Origin of the sequence: Ruegeria sp. 6PALISEP08 (genome assembly GCF_001238295.1) — a bacterium.
Taxonomy (GTDB): domain Bacteria; phylum Pseudomonadota; class Alphaproteobacteria; order Rhodobacterales; family Rhodobacteraceae; genus Ruegeria.
The window spans coordinates 70052-85964 of sequence record NZ_LGXZ01000016.1 but is presented as its reverse complement, the minus strand read 5'-3'; the positions used below and the strand labels follow the sequence as shown (position 1 = coordinate 85964).

The 15913-nt window shown below is 54.7% G+C and carries 13 protein-coding genes; all 13 read left to right on the top strand.

The window, feature by feature from the left end; translation table 11 throughout:
- The first annotated feature begins 608 nt into the window (after positions 1 to 608).
- The 13 genes from ALB80_RS19245 (at position 609) to ALB80_RS19180 (ending at position 15821) form a co-directional block, all read left to right on the top strand.
- Positions 609 to 1199 carry a L,D-transpeptidase gene (locus tag ALB80_RS19245; RefSeq protein ID WP_083445373.1) on the top strand — a complete coding sequence of 197 codons (591 nt, stop codon included), beginning with the start codon at positions 609 to 611 and terminating at the stop codon, positions 1197 to 1199.
- Between the two features lie 68 nt (positions 1200 to 1267).
- Positions 1268 to 1717, top strand: coding sequence for a cytochrome c (locus ALB80_RS19240; protein WP_050605719.1), 450 nt, complete (start codon positions 1268 to 1270; stop codon positions 1715 to 1717).
- 153 nt (positions 1718 to 1870) lie between these two features.
- Positions 1871 to 2053 (top strand): hypothetical protein, encoded by a 183-nt coding sequence (locus ALB80_RS22280; protein WP_157054267.1) that lies wholly within the window; start codon positions 1871 to 1873, stop codon positions 2051 to 2053.
- Between the two features lie 60 nt (positions 2054 to 2113).
- Positions 2114 to 2701, top strand: coding sequence for a cytochrome c (locus tag ALB80_RS19230; protein ID WP_050605717.1), 588 nt, complete (start codon positions 2114 to 2116; stop codon positions 2699 to 2701).
- Between the two features lie 9 nt (positions 2702 to 2710).
- Positions 2711 to 3610: a c-type cytochrome gene (locus ALB80_RS19225; protein WP_050605716.1), complete on the top strand. Its 900-nt coding sequence runs from the start codon at positions 2711 to 2713 to the stop codon at positions 3608 to 3610.
- 39 nt (positions 3611 to 3649) lie between these two features.
- A complete protein-coding gene (locus ALB80_RS19220; protein ID WP_050605715.1) occupies positions 3650 to 5020 on the top strand; it encodes a multicopper oxidase family protein in 1371 nt (456 codons plus the stop codon).
- Positions 5020 to 5493 (top strand): c-type cytochrome, encoded by a 474-nt coding sequence (locus ALB80_RS19215; RefSeq protein WP_050605714.1) that lies wholly within the window; start codon positions 5020 to 5022, stop codon positions 5491 to 5493. The genes ALB80_RS19220 and ALB80_RS19215 overlap by 1 nt, the downstream gene beginning before the upstream one ends.
- Before the next feature lie 37 nt (positions 5494 to 5530).
- Complete coding sequence (locus ALB80_RS19210) at positions 5531 to 6223, top strand: DsbA family protein (protein WP_050605746.1); 693 nt, start codon at positions 5531 to 5533, stop codon at positions 6221 to 6223.
- Positions 6224 to 6548: 325 nt separating this feature from the next.
- A complete protein-coding gene (locus ALB80_RS19205) occupies positions 6549 to 9059 on the top strand; it encodes a heavy metal translocating P-type ATPase (protein ID WP_050605713.1) in 2511 nt (836 codons plus the stop codon).
- Between the two features lie 15 nt (positions 9060 to 9074).
- Positions 9075 to 9461: a Cu(I)-responsive transcriptional regulator gene (gene cueR / locus ALB80_RS19200; RefSeq protein WP_050605712.1), complete on the top strand. Its 387-nt coding sequence runs from the start codon at positions 9075 to 9077 to the stop codon at positions 9459 to 9461.
- Positions 9462 to 10078: 617 nt separating this feature from the next.
- On the top strand, positions 10079 to 12274 hold the full coding sequence (locus tag ALB80_RS19190; protein WP_050605710.1) for an efflux RND transporter periplasmic adaptor subunit: 2196 nt from the start codon (positions 10079 to 10081) through the stop codon (positions 12272 to 12274).
- Positions 12271 to 15450, top strand: a complete 3180-nt coding sequence (locus ALB80_RS19185) for an efflux RND transporter permease subunit (RefSeq protein WP_050605709.1) — start codon at positions 12271 to 12273, stop codon at positions 15448 to 15450. The genes ALB80_RS19190 and ALB80_RS19185 overlap by 4 nt, the downstream gene beginning before the upstream one ends.
- A 29-nt stretch (positions 15451 to 15479) precedes the next feature.
- The gene (locus ALB80_RS19180) at positions 15480 to 15821 is read left to right on the top strand and encodes a copper-binding protein (protein ID WP_050605745.1); all 342 of its coding nucleotides are present in this window, start codon (positions 15480 to 15482) and stop codon (positions 15819 to 15821) included.
- The last annotated feature ends 92 nt before the right edge of the window (positions 15822 to 15913 follow it).

Genomic DNA, 15913 nt, shown 5'->3' with positions numbered 1-15913 from the left:
ATTGGGCGCCCTTCAATAGTCCTAAGTGGTAGGTAGGTTGTTTCAACTGGCCCAACATAGCGATACCAATAGCAACCGTCCTCAGGCATGATTTTCACTGCGTTCAGGTCCTGGCCCGGAGCAGCAATCTGGGCTACGGCGTCAGGAACTTGGGAAAACGTTCCGGGCTCGCTATCTGCAGATATTGACGTTGTTTCGGTACAAGCGCCGATGAACAAAAGTGCGGCCAGTGCTTGGAAAGCTTTCCTGAAGGACATGGTGTTTAGTCCACTGTGATTGTCATTTGTAGTGCCTGCTACCCTCGCATCGACGGGTGATCACATCAATTCACCAAGAACTAAGCAATTGTTAGCGTTGCTTTTTTGTGTTCGGTTGATTCAAGAAAGTCAGGTTTTGCTTAAAGCAGCCTGGAGTTACGTCCAAGAAAAATTGCTTTTCCACAATGACTTGATGATTTGGGTCCGCCTTCTAAGGAAATATCCCTGCGCCAACGGCAACGACAATTCAGACGAGACATCCCATATGAAATGTCATTTGCGTGTTGACCTTCCAGCGCAGGAACCGGGCATACGAGTTATTTGAGTCGGAAAAAAAGAATAAACTTTGGGATGGCAGGCATGAAACGGAGCAAAGAAGGAAAGGTTGTTACGCGACGTGGAGTGATTGCCGCGTTTGCTGCGACGACGCTTTTTCCAGCACCGGCCGTTTGGGCCCAATCAACGGCAACTGAGGGGACGCGCCGCAATGTTTCCTCATTCCGCGTTGCTAAATGGCAGGACCACTTTGATACGCTTAAGAATGGTGTGATCCTGTCCGATACACAGTCCAAGGTCCTGCAATATTGGTCGGAAGACGAAAGCGTCTACCGAATGTATCCAACCAGCGTACCGCTGACGGAAGACCTTACAAGGCTGGGCTACACCACAGTTACTCGCAAGGTCGAAGGGCCGTCTTGGCGACCAACGCCGGCAATGAAAGAGCGCAACCCCGCTTGGCCTGACTATGTAGGCCCGGGTCCGGAGAATCCATTGGGAACACATGCGCTCTACTTGAGTTGGCAATACTACCGCATCCACGGCACCAACGATACGCGCAAGATCGGTAGAAGATCCTCCAACGGGTGCATCGGTTTGTACAACGAACAGATCGCCGAACTGTTTGAGCTTGCCACCGTGGGCACCCAGGTAAAGCTGATCTGATCCTGGTCAGGCCGATTTTTCCGAGCGCGCGTTGAATCCGATAACTGACAATCATGCGAAGAACTGAAATGGATAAACTTACACTCTTGATAGGCGGAGTAGTGATCGCCGGCGCCGCCGCCGTCGTCTACAATCTTAATCAACAACGAACAGGCCACTCGATGACGCCACCTGATACGTCAGCACTGGAGCCAGGGGACCCAATCGAAAACGTCAATCTGCCGGAGCAGCTGAGCGAATTTGCGGCAGTCGGCAAAGTTGCATTCGACGCAAAATGTTCGGCGTGCCACGGCACGAATGCCACAGGTCTGGAAGGTCTTGCACCACCATTGGTGCACAAAACCTATGAGCCAGGCCACCATTCGGACGAGGCATTTTATGTCGCAGTCCAAAATGGAGTTCGGGCGCATCATTGGAAGTTTGGCAATATGCCGCCGGTCGATGGCTTGACCCGCGCGGATGTGAAAGGCATCGTAGCGTATATAAGAGAGTTGCAGCAGGAAAACGGGATTTTCTGAAGGTGACGAGTCGAGTGGGCACCGCAATTCGTTACTTCATCCTGTCAATTGCGCTGGCCATTGGCGGGTTACTTGTAACGGCCGATTCTGCACATGCACATGGCAGTGGTTCTCAGCACGTGATTGACCAAACGGACTCCGCGGACGTTGAGCATGTCAAGCAGGGTCATCCCGGACATTGTCATGGCGGAACGATTTGCAACGCTGTTGGTCTATTTTCGATGGGTCCACCACCGCCTGGCCCCCAAGATACTGAACAAAGATACTCGATCCCTCGAGCCCAATACCGGGTTCTCGGTATCGCGGCGTTTGACCCACCACCGCCGCGTGTCCTGATCTGACCAGTCGAATTGCGCTCAACCTGGGCGCGTCGAAGCAGACGACAAGGACAAAACAATGAACATTCTAAAAATGACCACAGGCGTTGCCCTGGTTTCTCTGTTTGCAGCCGCCGCCCTGGCGCATGGTGGCGCAACCGGCATCGTCAAAGAACGCATGGATGGCATGTCCGCGATGAAGGACAGCATGAAGGTCCTTACACCGATGATGCAGGGGAAAACGCCCTACAATGCGCAAACGGTACGAAGCGAAGCCAAGAAAATCGGAAGCCACGCCGGTGAAAGCATGACAAAGCTGTTTCCAGAGGGATCTGATGGCAAACCCTCGGAGGCCAAATCGCAAATCTGGCAGGATTGGGGTTCCTTTACAGAAATAGCCAGACAATTGGAAATCTACTCAGAAGGCCTTGCGCTTTCGGCAGACAACGGGCTGATGGCGTCCGGATCGGGTCATGGTTCCGGCATGATGGGCGGCAAATCCATGATGGGAGGTGGTTCCATGATGGGAGGTGGTTCCATGATGGGCAGCGGGATGATGGCTGGCAGTCCAAACTTAGCACAGCTGTCTGAAATGCCGGCAGACGGTGTGTTTATGATGCTGAGCCAGACATGCTCGGCGTGTCACACGCAATTTCGGTCGGAATAGGAATGCGTCATGAGACCGATATTCCGATTGGGCCTTGCTGCCGCCGTAACGGCGTCAGCGGGACTTGTTGCTGTGATGGCTTGGCCAATTGGCCAGCCCTTACAAGCTCTCGACATTCAAGGTGACGTTAACCGCGGGGCTTATCTGGCAAGGGCAAGTGGCTGTATCGCTTGCCACACAGATTTTGCCAAAGGGGGCGCGCCCTTGGCCGGTGGGGTGGAGTTGGATACCCCGTTCGGCACGCTCTTTTCGCCGAACCTGACCACAGATCCTGACCACGGGATCGGTGACTGGACAATCGAGGAGTTTGCTCGCGCTGTGCGTCAAGGCGTGTCACCCGGCGGACAACCCTACTACCCGGCCTTTCCTTATCCGTTCTATGCCAATTTCACGGATCAGGATATCGCCGATCTCTGGGCCGCCTGGCAAACGGTTGCACCGGTAGCGGAACCGTCAAAAGAGCAGGAAATGGCGTTCCCCTTCAATCAGAGATGGGGCCTGAAGCTGTGGCGCGCGGCTTTTCTGGAACCACCCCGTACTGATCCCGTGCCGGGCAATGACGAAGTGTGGAACCGGGGTCGGCTACTGGTCGAAGGTGCCACGCATTGTGCGGCCTGCCACACCGGGAGGAACCTGGCTGGCGCAAGAAATTCGGACACGGAACACTTCAAAGGAAGTGACTCCCTGCCGGGCGGTGACAAGGCACCGGCCATCGACTTTGAGACCCTGCAAAAGCGTGGTTGGACGGTAGATGATTTGGCCTACGCGTTGCGCACCGGCGTCATGCCTGATGGCGATGTCTTCGGCGGGGCCATGGGAGAGGTCGTAAACTATGGCACCAGCTTTCTGACAGACGAAGACCGGAAGGCAATGGCGACCTATCTGCTGGATGTGCACGACGGGGGATAATCGAGTGAGAGATCAAATTTTCTTTGGAAGGAAGTCCTAATGAAGCTCAATCGCAGGCAATTCGTTGCAGGCACGTCGGCACTAATCGCAGTGCCGACTATCGGGAGGGCGGCTACCGCCCCCCGAATAATCGAGGCGCGTTCAGGATTGGCACGTGTTGCCCCCGACAGCTATCCTGAAACCAAGATATGGGGATATGATGGCGGTGTTCCGGGCCCCGAAATTCGTGCCCGGCAAGGCGAAACGGTTCGCCGGACACTCCTGAACTCGCTACCTCAGCCTACAGCAATCCATTGGCACGGATTGCGGGTTCCGAACAATATGGATGGGGTGCCGGGCCTTACGCAGGAGGCTGTACCAACCGGCGGCAAATTTCAGTATGACTTGCCTCTGAAGGACGCGGGGACCTTCTGGTATCACTCTCACAACCAGTCAACGGTACAAGTGGCCAAGGGCCTTTACGGCGCGTTCATCGTCGACGAAACGGACCCGCCGGACACGGACCATGACATCACGATCCTTCTGGATGATTGGCGGTTGGGTAAGGACGCTCAAATAGTAGATGATTTTGGTGCAATGCATGATTGGACCCATGCAGGTCGCATGGGAAACTACGTTCACGCGCGCATATCGCCAATGACCGAAGTTTTGACGAACCAGCGATTGCGAATTCGAATGGTCAACGTGGCAACTGATCGGATCATGTATGTGTCAGTAGGTGGCGCAAACGGGAAACTGGTCGCTTATGATGGCATGCCTGTAAGGCAGCCAGAAGATTTCGAAACACTTGTTTTCGGACCTGCGCAGCGAGCAGATTTGATCGTCGACGTCACAGCGGAATCGAACGAAGCCGTTCAAATAACTCTTCACGAACGCGATGAATCATTTGTTATCGCTGAGATCCCGGTTTCGGGAAGCGGTACATCTGCCAGCCGCGGTGAGATTGAAGCTCTGCCACCCAACCCTGTTTCTTTTCTTGAAGATGTTTCTGACGCCTTAAAGGTTCAATTGGTGATGGAAGGCGGGGCGATGGGCGGACTGCGTCAAGGTACTTACAACGGCCAAGTCATGAGCGCTAATGAGTTGGTTCAGGAAGGACAGATCTGGACATTCAACGGAGTCGCAGGGTTACCCGAAGACCCGCTCGCTTCTGTTTCGCGTGGCGACATAGTCCGTATTCAGATGCAGAACGACACTGTCTTTGCGCACGCCATGCACTTGCACGGGACGCACTTTCAGGAAGTACTGTCGAACGGGAGCCTGGGACCGCTGCGAGACACGATACTGGTTGACCGGATGGAAACGCGGGAGATTGCGTTCGTTGCGGATAACCCGGGGGACTGGCTGTTTCATTGCCATATGCTGTCGCATCAGGCCGCTGGAATGAAGACCTGGCTGAGCGTGGCGTGATGAACAAGAGCGCGGCGAAATGGGTGTCACTAGCTGCTGTGGTGATCATTGTCGCGGTCGCTGGCTGGGGCCTGAGCGGGCGTGCACAAAACAGTGCATCAGCGGATTCGGCACGTGGTGCAGTTTTGTATGCCGAAAACTGCGCGTCATGCCACGGGGCAAATTTGGAGGGTCAACCAGATTGGCAGACACCTGATCCAGATGGCGTCTTGCGAGCTCCCCCGCATGACCGAACAGGGCACACCTGGCATCACGGCGACAAGCTGTTGTTCGATTATACAAAGCTTGGCGGGTACCAAACACTAAAACAGATGGGTGTCGCTGACGTCAAAAGCGGCATGCCGGGTTTCGGAGAAACTCTGTCGGATCAGGAAATCTGGGACATCCTTGCCTTCATCAAGGAGAGTTGGCCGGATCGGGAACGCAAGCTGCAAGAGCAGCGCACCGAGGCAGAACAAACGGAAGGAAACTGACGTGAAACGATTTTTTGCAGGCTTAATTGCCATCACTATGTCGATTGGTGCTGCTATGGCGAGTGCTGACGAATTGTCTGACTCCGATGTAAAACGGCTGGCTCTGGAAGCCATTATGGAAAACCCTGAAATCATCATGCAGGCGATTCAATTGCTTCAACAGCGCGAGGATCAGGCAAAAGCCGAAGCCATTGGAAACGTCTTGGAAAATCAGCGTGAATTGCTGGAACAGGATCCGAATGCGCCTGTCATCGGAAACCCGGAAGGTGATGTAACCGTAGTCGAGTTTTTTGACTATAACTGCCCATATTGCAAACGCGCGGCCCCGGTCGTGAAAAACGTAATCGCAGGCGATTCCGATGTCCGAGTTGTTTACCGAGAATGGCCCATACTCGGAGAAGGTTCCGACTTTGCGGCACGCGCCGCGCTTGCCTCACGAAACCAGGGAAAATATGAAGAATTCCATTGGGCGCTTATGGCGCTGAACGGTCGTGCGACTGAGGCCAGCGTCCTGAAAGTTGTTCGGGAACTCGGCCTGGACGAGGATCAATTGCGCGCAGACATGGAGGCGCCGGAAGTCGACGCGCATATTCAAGTGTCCATGGAATTGGCCCGGCAGCTTGGCTTCAGTGGCACCCCTTCGTTTGTGATTGGAGATGCGCTTGCCCCGGGGCTGATCGCCGAAGATGAAATGACCCGGCTAATCGAGGCAGTCAGAGACGCAAGATAGAACTAAGGGACGACAGCATGTGCGCTCCTAAACTTCTGTTGCGACCGTGGCTTCGCATCCCTCGGACTCAGAGCTGCAAGGATATGATCAAGTTGATTAGCGCTTAAGACACGTACCCTGCGGTTTTTCATGTCAAAGTTCAACTGTGCGGAGGAACTTACTGTGTCAATGGCTTTGTCTATAACTAACTTGCAGTGCCCGCAGCTCCTTTCCGGGATATTTAGGTTCGTCAAGGATGATGAGAAAGAAAGTCAGCCCCATCCCTTGACCTTCCACTTGCTGGAACCCTTATGTTGCCCGTCAGCAGAACATTTGTGGTGACAATATGACTGAAATTTCACATGCACGGTTTCAAGTTCAAGGTATGAGCTGTGCTTCTTGCGTAGGGCGCGTCGAGCGCGCGTTGAAGGATGTGCCAGGGGTAGATGCCGCTTCGGTTAATCTCGCCAGCGAAAGCGTTCAGGTCGATTTCCGCGATCCAGCCGATAAAGCGGCCATTGCTGATGCGTTAAACAGCGCCGGATATCCGGCACGGACGGAAGAGGTAACGCTGGATATTCAGAACATGTCCTGCGCATCGTGCGTGGGGCGCGTTGAACGGGCATTGCAAGCAGATGATGGCGTCTTGTCCGCGTCGGTCAATCTGGCCACCGAAAGTGCAACTGTGCGTTATGCTGAGGGAGTCACAACACCCGAAGCCATCGCGGCGCTTGCGGCATCTGCTGGCTATCCGGCGAGCCTGCGATCCGCGACGCAGACCGAACCACAAGACCGCAAAGCCGAAGAGATTCGCCAATTGGCCCGGCGAACAAGTTTTGCCGCTTTGCTCGCTTTGCCGGTTTTCGTCCTTGAAATGGGCTCGCATGTTATTCCGGGTATGCACCACCTGATAGCGAGCACGATCGGCATCCAGAACAGCTATTACCTGCAATTCTTTCTAACCACGATCGTACTTTTTGGACCAGGATTGCAGTTCTATACCAAGGGATTCCCTTCCTTGTTCAAAGGCGCGCCAGACATGAATTCTCTGGTGGCTCTGGGCACTTCGGCGGCCTATGGGTTTTCGCTTATCTCGACTTTTGCACCGGGTATTCTTCCGGCCGGAACCGCAAACGTCTACTACGAGGCCGCAGCGGTGATCGTGGTTCTCATATTGCTTGGGCGGTTCCTCGAGGCGCGCGCCAAGGGCCGAACTGGTGAAGCGATCCGAAAACTGGTCGGTCTGCAGGTAAAAACAGCGCGAGTTGAGCGCGACGGATCGGTTGTCGAGCTTCCGATCGAGCAGATCGTTGTTGGGGATATTGTGCACGTTCGACCGGGCGAGAAGATCGCGGTGGATGGTGCCGTAATGACCGGCGCGTCATATGTCGATGAAAGCATGATCACCGGCGAGCCGGTTCCTGCCGAAAAGACCGAGGGCGCAACTGTGGTCGGCGGAACAGTCAATGGCGCGGGCGCATTGACGTACCGGGCCGAAAAGATCGGCGCAGACACTATGTTGGCCCAGATAATTCAGATGGTCGAACAAGCACAAGGTGCCAAGCTTCCGATTCAAGGCCTGGTCGACCGCATCACGCTGTGGTTCGTGCCGGTAGTGATCGCTGTGGCCGTTGTGACTGTGCTGGTTTGGATGTTGTTCGGACCTGATCCCGCGCTCAGCTTGGCGTTGGTAGCCGGGGTTGCGGTACTGATCATTGCTTGCCCCTGCGCCATGGGGTTGGCCACACCCACCTCAATCATGGTCGGCACCGGCCGCGCGGCCGAGATGGGTGTCCTGTTCCGAAAGGGCGACGCCTTGCAAATGCTGCAGGAAACCACCGTTGTTGCGGTGGACAAGACGGGGACCTTGACCGAAGGGCGTCCGGAGCTGACCGACCTGATTGTGGCCGAAGGATTGGCCGAGGATGAGGTTCTGCGCCTTGTTGCGGCCGTCGAGGTCACATCCGAACATCCGATCGCCACGGCCATCGTGCGCGCGGCTGAAACCCGCGGTCTGGAGCTTCCAAAGCCAGAGGACTTCACGTCGATCACCGGCTACGGGGTAAGCGCCTCAGTCGAAGGTCATACAATCCTGATCGGGGCCGACCGCCTGATGAGTCGCGAAGGGGTTGAAATGGGCGCGTTGACTGATCGGGGCGCTGAACTCGCAATCAACGGAAAGACTCCACTTTATGCCTCCGTAGACGGATTTATTGCAGCCGTCATCGCCGTGGCGGACCCAATCAAAACCACCACGCCAGACGCAATTGAAGCTTTGCACGGGCTGGGCCTGAAAGTGGCGATGATTACCGGCGACAATACCGCTACTGCCAAATCCATTGCGGCGCAGCTTGGCATCGATCATGTCGTGGCCGAGGTTCTGCCTGAGGGTAAAGTATCCGCGTTGCAGGATTTGCGTTCAAATGGCGGAAAACTGGCCTTTGTGGGTGATGGCATCAACGATGCACCCGCGCTTGCGGCGGCTGACGTAGGAATTGCGATCGGGACAGGCACTGACATCGCCATCGAAGCGGCTGACGTCGTTCTGATGTCAGGTGACCTTACAGGCGTGGTCAACGCTTTCGATATTAGTCAGAGAACTATGAGTAACATCCGCCAAAACCTGTTCTGGGCGTTCAGCTACAACACTCTGCTCATACCGGTTGCAGCGGGGGTGCTTTATCCGTTTGGTGGCCCGCTGCTTTCGCCGGTTCTGGCTGCAGGTGCCATGGCTCTGTCCAGTGTCTTTGTTCTGACCAACGCGCTGCGGTTGCGCTGGGTGAAGGCGATCAAAGTTGGTCGAGAGCAGATTTCGCAGAATGAGGAGCGGGCGCTGCAATCAGCGCCTGCTGAATAGTATAGGAGAGCCGCTGTGAATATCGGAGATGTAGCAGAACGTTCGGGTCTACCAGCCAAGACCATTCGCTATTACGAGGATATCGGATTTATCAAACCCAGGCGCGGCCTGAATGGGTATCGCCATTTCGACGAAAAGGAGCTGCACAAACTGGCCTTCATCGGACGGGCCCGTTCATTGGGCTTTACCATTGAGGATTGCCGTTCACTACTGGCGTTGTACGAGGACAAAGAACGCGCAAGCGCGGACGTGAAGGATATCGCCAAACAGAACCTAAAAGAGATAGATGCCAAGATCGCGGACCTGAAGGCCATGCATGCTACACTGTCTCATCTGATCGACGAATGTGCTGGCGACCACCGCCCTGACTGCCCGATCCTGAAGAACCTCGGCCAAACTTAGATGCGCTCATCGTATGAACTGCCTCCTATTTTGGCAGTTTGTTACGTGTATTCGCGGGAATCCGCTTCATTTCGATACAGCGCACCAACTCACCTGTTTTTTCCTCCGACTGGCTTGAACACTCGTTACGTTCGTCCTAACTGCACGGGATGGAGTGGAAGTTTTTCTCAGTGTTGCGAATGACGTTTCTGACATGCGTCTGCTTGGCGATGACTTTCGTCGGCACTGTTGTGGTCGCGAGCAGTGACGTCAAAAACAGTAGCACCTCTGAGCCTCACGGCGTTTCAATGGCTGCAAAGTCATCAGACTTCAAACACGACCATAGCGGTTTGCATCCGACGACTGGCCAAATCCACACGGATAGCCACGTAAATCACAGCGGAGAATGTCATTCCGGCATCTGCTGCGTTGGTGAATATCCTACCCAAGTGAGTGTTGCTGTGTTGGCTACAGCTTTCGTGCAGCAAACCCGAAACATGGATTCGGACACCCATCTGTCTCAGGGACCTCTGACTCCCGATCGTCCTCCTCAAATCTCCTGACATCCTCAGGCCCGCAAGCGCGGGCATTCATGTTGTTTCGGTTCCAGCATTCATTGCGACCGTCGGGAGATTATTATGCGTGGAAGATATGCGGCACTATCAGTACTTGCCTTGGCGTTTGGCCTGGGTGGAGGTGTCATTCTTGAAAGACTGTACCTGAATCCAATTGATCAGGGCCAGTCGAACGAACCAGAGGTCCTTTATTGGGTAGCACCGATGGATCCGAATTTTCGGCAGCCTGGACCTGGAAAATCGCCGATGGGTATGGATTTGATCCCGGTTTATTCTGGGCAGGAACCTACCGGCGACCCTGAAGAAGTCACCCTAAGCGCTGCGGAAATCAACGCAATTGGTGTGCGAACTGCGGTTGCACGCATGGCGGATATCGAGCCTCGCATCGAGACGGTGGGTTTCGTCGGCTTTGACGAACACCTGACCAATCACGTTCATACACGCGTTGAAGGTTGGATTGAGCAACTGAAAGTTCGCGCGGTCGGTGATCGTGTTGAGAAGGGGCAAGTTCTATTCGAACTCTTTTCACCGCTGATCGCAGCTGCAACCGGCGATCTTGTGCGCGCAGTCGAAGCTGGAGACCCGCGTATTTTGGACGCGGCGCGCAACAAGTTGATCAGCCACGGCATGTCCGCACGTCAGGTTGCAGAGATCGAGGCGGGCGGTGAGTTGGTTCGAAATGTGGAAATTGAGGCGCCTCAAAACGGTGTTGTCATAGCGCTGAATGCCGCCGATGGAATGTACCTGCAGCCAGGCACGCTTGCTTTTTCGGTAACCGATCTTTCCGAAGTATGGCTGATCGTCGATGTTTTCGAACGAGATATTGCACGTTTGTCGGAGGATATGCGCGCGATAGCAAGATTCGAGCACCTACCCGGCCGCACCTTCGAAGGCGACATCGACTATGTTTACCCTGAGCTTGATCCGCAAACCCGAACCCTTCCCGTAAGGCTTAGTTTCGATAACTCAGAGGGCGTGCTGCGGCCGGGCATGTTTGGCAGTGTTAGCCTTATACCGGATGAAAGCCGAAATGTTCTCACTGTTCCATCAGAGGCGTTGATTCGTACCGGTTCGGCGGAGCGCGTCATCTTGAAAACAGGCGATGGTACTTTTCGCCCAAGACTGGTGACCACAGGTCTTCGAGACAGTTTCGGCGAGGGGGGACGAACAGAAGTTCTACAAGGGCTTGAACCCGGCGAGGAAGTTGTCGCATCCGCACAGTTTCTAATCGACAGTGAAAGTGCTTTGAGCGCCGGCTTCACGCGTATGGCACCAACGGACACCGAACCAGCACGCGGGACAGGTACCCTGGTTTCACTCGATGCCCAAAATCGTATGGCTACTGTTCGTCACGACGTTCTCGAAAGCCTTGATTGGCCCGAAATGACTTCGCAGTTTCCGGTTAGGTCTGGTGTTTCGCTCGACCGTTTGAATGCTGGCGACGCGGTTGCTTTCGTGATCGCGCGGGGTGCGGATGGGCTTCTGAGCTTGATGGAGCTTGCACCAGACGACGGTATTGCCGGAACTGGAGCCGGAATCGCGCGCGCCGTCACTTCCGACGGCAAATTGACGCTTGAGCACGGACCGATCCCCGAGCTCGGTTGGCCCGCCATGACAATGGATTTGCCTGTTGTGGGAGTAGATCTCACTACCGTGCCAATCGACATGCCAATTGAGTTTGATCTGGCTGAGGGAGAAGGGGGGATGTTCTCGATTGTGGCAGTTCGCGAAGAGGGCTCGCCGCCGACGGATTCAGTTGAACCCGAAGAAACCATCACGCCTTCTGCTCCACCGATTGTAGTCACCGGCACGATCAACCTCGTTAATGCTGAGGCAGGAACTGCAACCATCACTCACCGGCCGATGACTGAGATTGGGATGCCGGGCATGACAATGGATTTCCCAATAGAGCCAACATTGGACCCAAACATGCTCGAAGTCGGTTCTGAAATGACTCTGACTTTCGCGCGTACAGATGGCATGACAATGATCTTGGCCGCGGCAACGCCTATTGCGCCGCCGCTTCAGGTTTCTGGCCGGATTAACAGTATCGACCCGAACGCGCGTACTGCGAACGTAACACACGGTCCGATGACTGAGATCGGCATGCCGGGCATGACCATGGATTTCCCGGTTGCGGAGGGGATTGAGGTTTCTAACTTGCCTGTAGGGATTGATGTTTCTTTGATCCTTCGCCGCAATCCCGACTTTTCGATGACGCTGTTAGAGGTCGCGCTTGATGGGAGTGTTACGCAGTGATCACGGCCATCATTCGTTCTTCGCTCGCCAACAGGTTCGTCATCTTGGCCCTCGCATTCATGATAGGAGTTGCGGGTATTTGGGCCATTCGTGAGACGCCGGTTGATGCAATCCCGGATCTGTCGGATGTCCAGGTAATTGTTCGCACGCCATATCCCGGGCAAGCGCCTCAAGTTGTCGAAAACCAAATCACATATCCACTTGCGACAGCCCTATTGGCCGTACCCGGTGCAAAAGACGTTCGCGGGTTCTCGTTCTTTGGAGACAGCTTTGTATATGTCATCTTTGAGGACGGGACGGACCTCTACTGGGCTCGGTCGCGTGTGCTCGAATATTTGGGCCAGATTACCGGCAGCTTGCCTGAAGGCGTGTCACCACAACTTGGCCCCGATGCGACAGGGGTCGGGTGGATTTATCAGTATGCGCTGGTTGACAGAACCGGAAATCATGATCTGGCGCAGCTCAGGACTCTGCAGGATTGGTTTCTGAAGTACGAATTACAAGCCGTGGAAGGTGTCTCAGAAGTCGCCACCATCGGCGGTATGGTCAAACAGTACCAGGTCGTCGTCGATCCAAACAAACTACGTGCCTATGACATAACACTTGCACAATTGAGGACGGCTATTCAGGCCGCCAACCGCGAGACCGGCGGCAGTGTCATTGAGATGGGTGAGGCCGAATTCATGGTAAGGTCCTCGGGCTACATTGACGAATTGTCAGACCTTGCAAGCGCGCCATTGATGGTCAACGAGCGTGGCGCCGCTCTGACGCTTGGAGACGTCGCTGAAATCCGTCTGGGGCCGGAAATGCGGCGCGGTGTCGGAGAGCTCGACGGGCAAGGAGACGCGGTTGGCGGAGTAGTCATTCTGCGATGGGGTGGGAATGCGTTGACAACGATCAAAGCGGTGGAGGCGCGCATCGAAGAGTTGCGCTCAAACCTGCCGGAAGGGGTCGAAATCATAACGACCTACGACCGATCTGGTGTGATTGAGCGCGCTATCGATAACCTCCAGAAGAAACTGACGCAGGAATTCATTGTCGTTGTTCTTGTGTGCGCGGCTTTTCTACTTCATCTGCGGTCATCCCTCGTGATTCTTCTGTCGCTCCCGCTGGGCATTTTTGCCGCATTTATTCTGATGAAGGCGCAAGGTGTAAACGCAAACATCATGTCGCTCGGCGGCATAGCCATCGCTATTGGTGCGATGGTCGACGCATCGATCGTGATGATCGAGGCGATGCACAGGCGGTTGGAAAAAGAAAAGCTCACAGCAGAGAACAGATGGCGGATTGTGCAAGAGTGCGCGTCTGAGGTGGGACCAGCACTTTTTTATTCTCTGGCGATCATCACGGTCAGTTTTCTGCCTGTCTTCGTTCTGGAAGATCAAGAAGGTAGGCTCTTCTCGCCACTCGCTTATACCAAGACCTACGCCATGGCTGCAGCCGCCATCCTTTCGATAACGCTGGTTCCGGTCTTGATGGGTTACTTTGTAAGGGGGCGTATTCTACCGGAGCGAAAAAATCCGCTAAATCGCTTGGTCGTGTTCGTGTACCGCCCATTTCTGGACGCGGCAATTGCCTGGCCATGGGCAACAACACTGTTGGCCGGCGTTCTGGTGACGTCCATGTGGTACCCGTACCAGAGAATTGGCTCTGAATTCATGCCCGAGTTGAACGAAGGTGATTTTCTCTACATGCCGAGCTTCTACCCCGGGATCTCGACGGGAAAAGCCCGTGAGGTACTGCAGCAGACCAACCGTCTGATCGCGACCGTGCCTGAAGTCGAAACTGTTCACGGTAAAGTTGGGCGTGCGGAGACTGCAACCGATCCAGCACCTCTAACGATGGTGGAGACCACTATCCAACTCAAGCCGGAAAAAGAATGGCGACCCGGCATGACAATGGAGAAAATCCGAAATGAGCTTGATCGTATCGTTCAGGTTCCGGGCGTCACAAATGTTTGGATCCAACCTATTAAGAACCGCATCGACATGCTTGCAACGGGTATCCGTACACCTGTCGGTGTCAAAATATCCGGCACCGACTTGGAGGTCATTACAGATATCGGGATCGAAGTAGAACGTGCGGTCGCTGATATTGATGGAACGGCTTCCGCCTACGCAGAGCGACCTGTTGGCGGGCGTTTCATCGAAATCGACGTCAAGCGAGATGCCGCCTCCCGATACATGATGAGTGTTCGAGAAGTTCAGGACGTAGTTCAGACCGCAATTGGCGGTATGCAAGTGTCGGAATCTGTGGAGGGGCTGGAGAGGTTTCCTATAAACCTACGGTACCCTCAAGCATGGCGAGACAGCCCGGAACGGCTCGAAAATCTTCCTGTCGTCACACCGTCGGGAGCTCATGTGCCACTGTCCGCTCTCGCCGATATTCGAATAGTTGACGGGCCGGGAATGATACGATCAGAGAACGCTCGACGAACTGGGTTCGTGTTCATCGACATCGCGGGGCGCGACCTGGGCGGCTATGTGGCCGAAGCACAAGAGGTGGTTACAGAAAAGGTCGACCTGCCTCCAGGTTACTCGCTGACTTGGTCAGGGCAGTATGAGTACATAGAGAGAATGCAGGACAGGTTGACGATCGTTGCTCCTGCAACCCTGCTAATTATCACGCTCATGCTTTTCTTGGCGTTCAATCGGGTGATTGAGGTCGGGATAATTCTTGCGGCGCTCCCGGTCGCATTGGCAGGTGGGGTTTGGTTCTTATGGTATCTTAACTTCGATATCTCAATTGCTGTGCTCGTGGGCTTCATCGCGCTGGCGGGAGTTGCCGTGGAAACAGCGATTGTCATGTTGTTGTACCTCAATCTTGCTTGGGAGAAACGTCGAGGGCTGGCGCAATCGGAACAGCGAAAGCTGACACGTGACGATATCGAAGACGCGGTGTTCGAAGGAGCCGTTCTTCGGGTTCGGCCGAAGGTAATGACTGTAGCCACGATCTTTGCAGCACTGATACCCATCATGTACGGCACCGGTACAGGCTCTGAAATCATGCAGCGGATCGCTGCGCCGATGATTGGGGGCATGGTGACAGCAACCCTTCTCACGCTTTTCGTCATTCCCGCAATATTCGTGATTTGGAAACGGCTCGCGCTCAATCGCGTGAACCGAGAGATCTCCCACACGATACAGGAAGTGCCCCCTGCGCTTCCGGCAGAATAATACCCACAACCTTGAAACAGGAGCATCTGATGAGAACTTTGACTGCTATTGTGGCCCTTTTGGCCGTGTCTACGACAACCAGCTTCGCGCAAACGAACCACGACATGGACCATTCCAACATGTCCATGTCGTCCGAACAGATGGAAGGGGCGGTTCACGCAAAAGCTTTGGTGAACTCAATTGGCGACGAAACCGCCAACGTCAGCCATGATCCGATCCCCGAGATCGGGTGGCCCGCGATGACGATGGATTTGCAGCTTCTTGAGAATGCCCAGATGATGGGTGAGATTAGCGCCGGTGACGAAGTCACACTGATGTTGGTCAAAAGCGATGGTGGTATGTATGCGATCGGCGCAATCATGAAAAACTGAGTCTGTTGATGCGGCAGCTATTCACCAATGATGTGATTGTTCGCCGTTTCAAGGACCGTAGGAAATTCTATGAACTAAGAGAAATGGAGTAG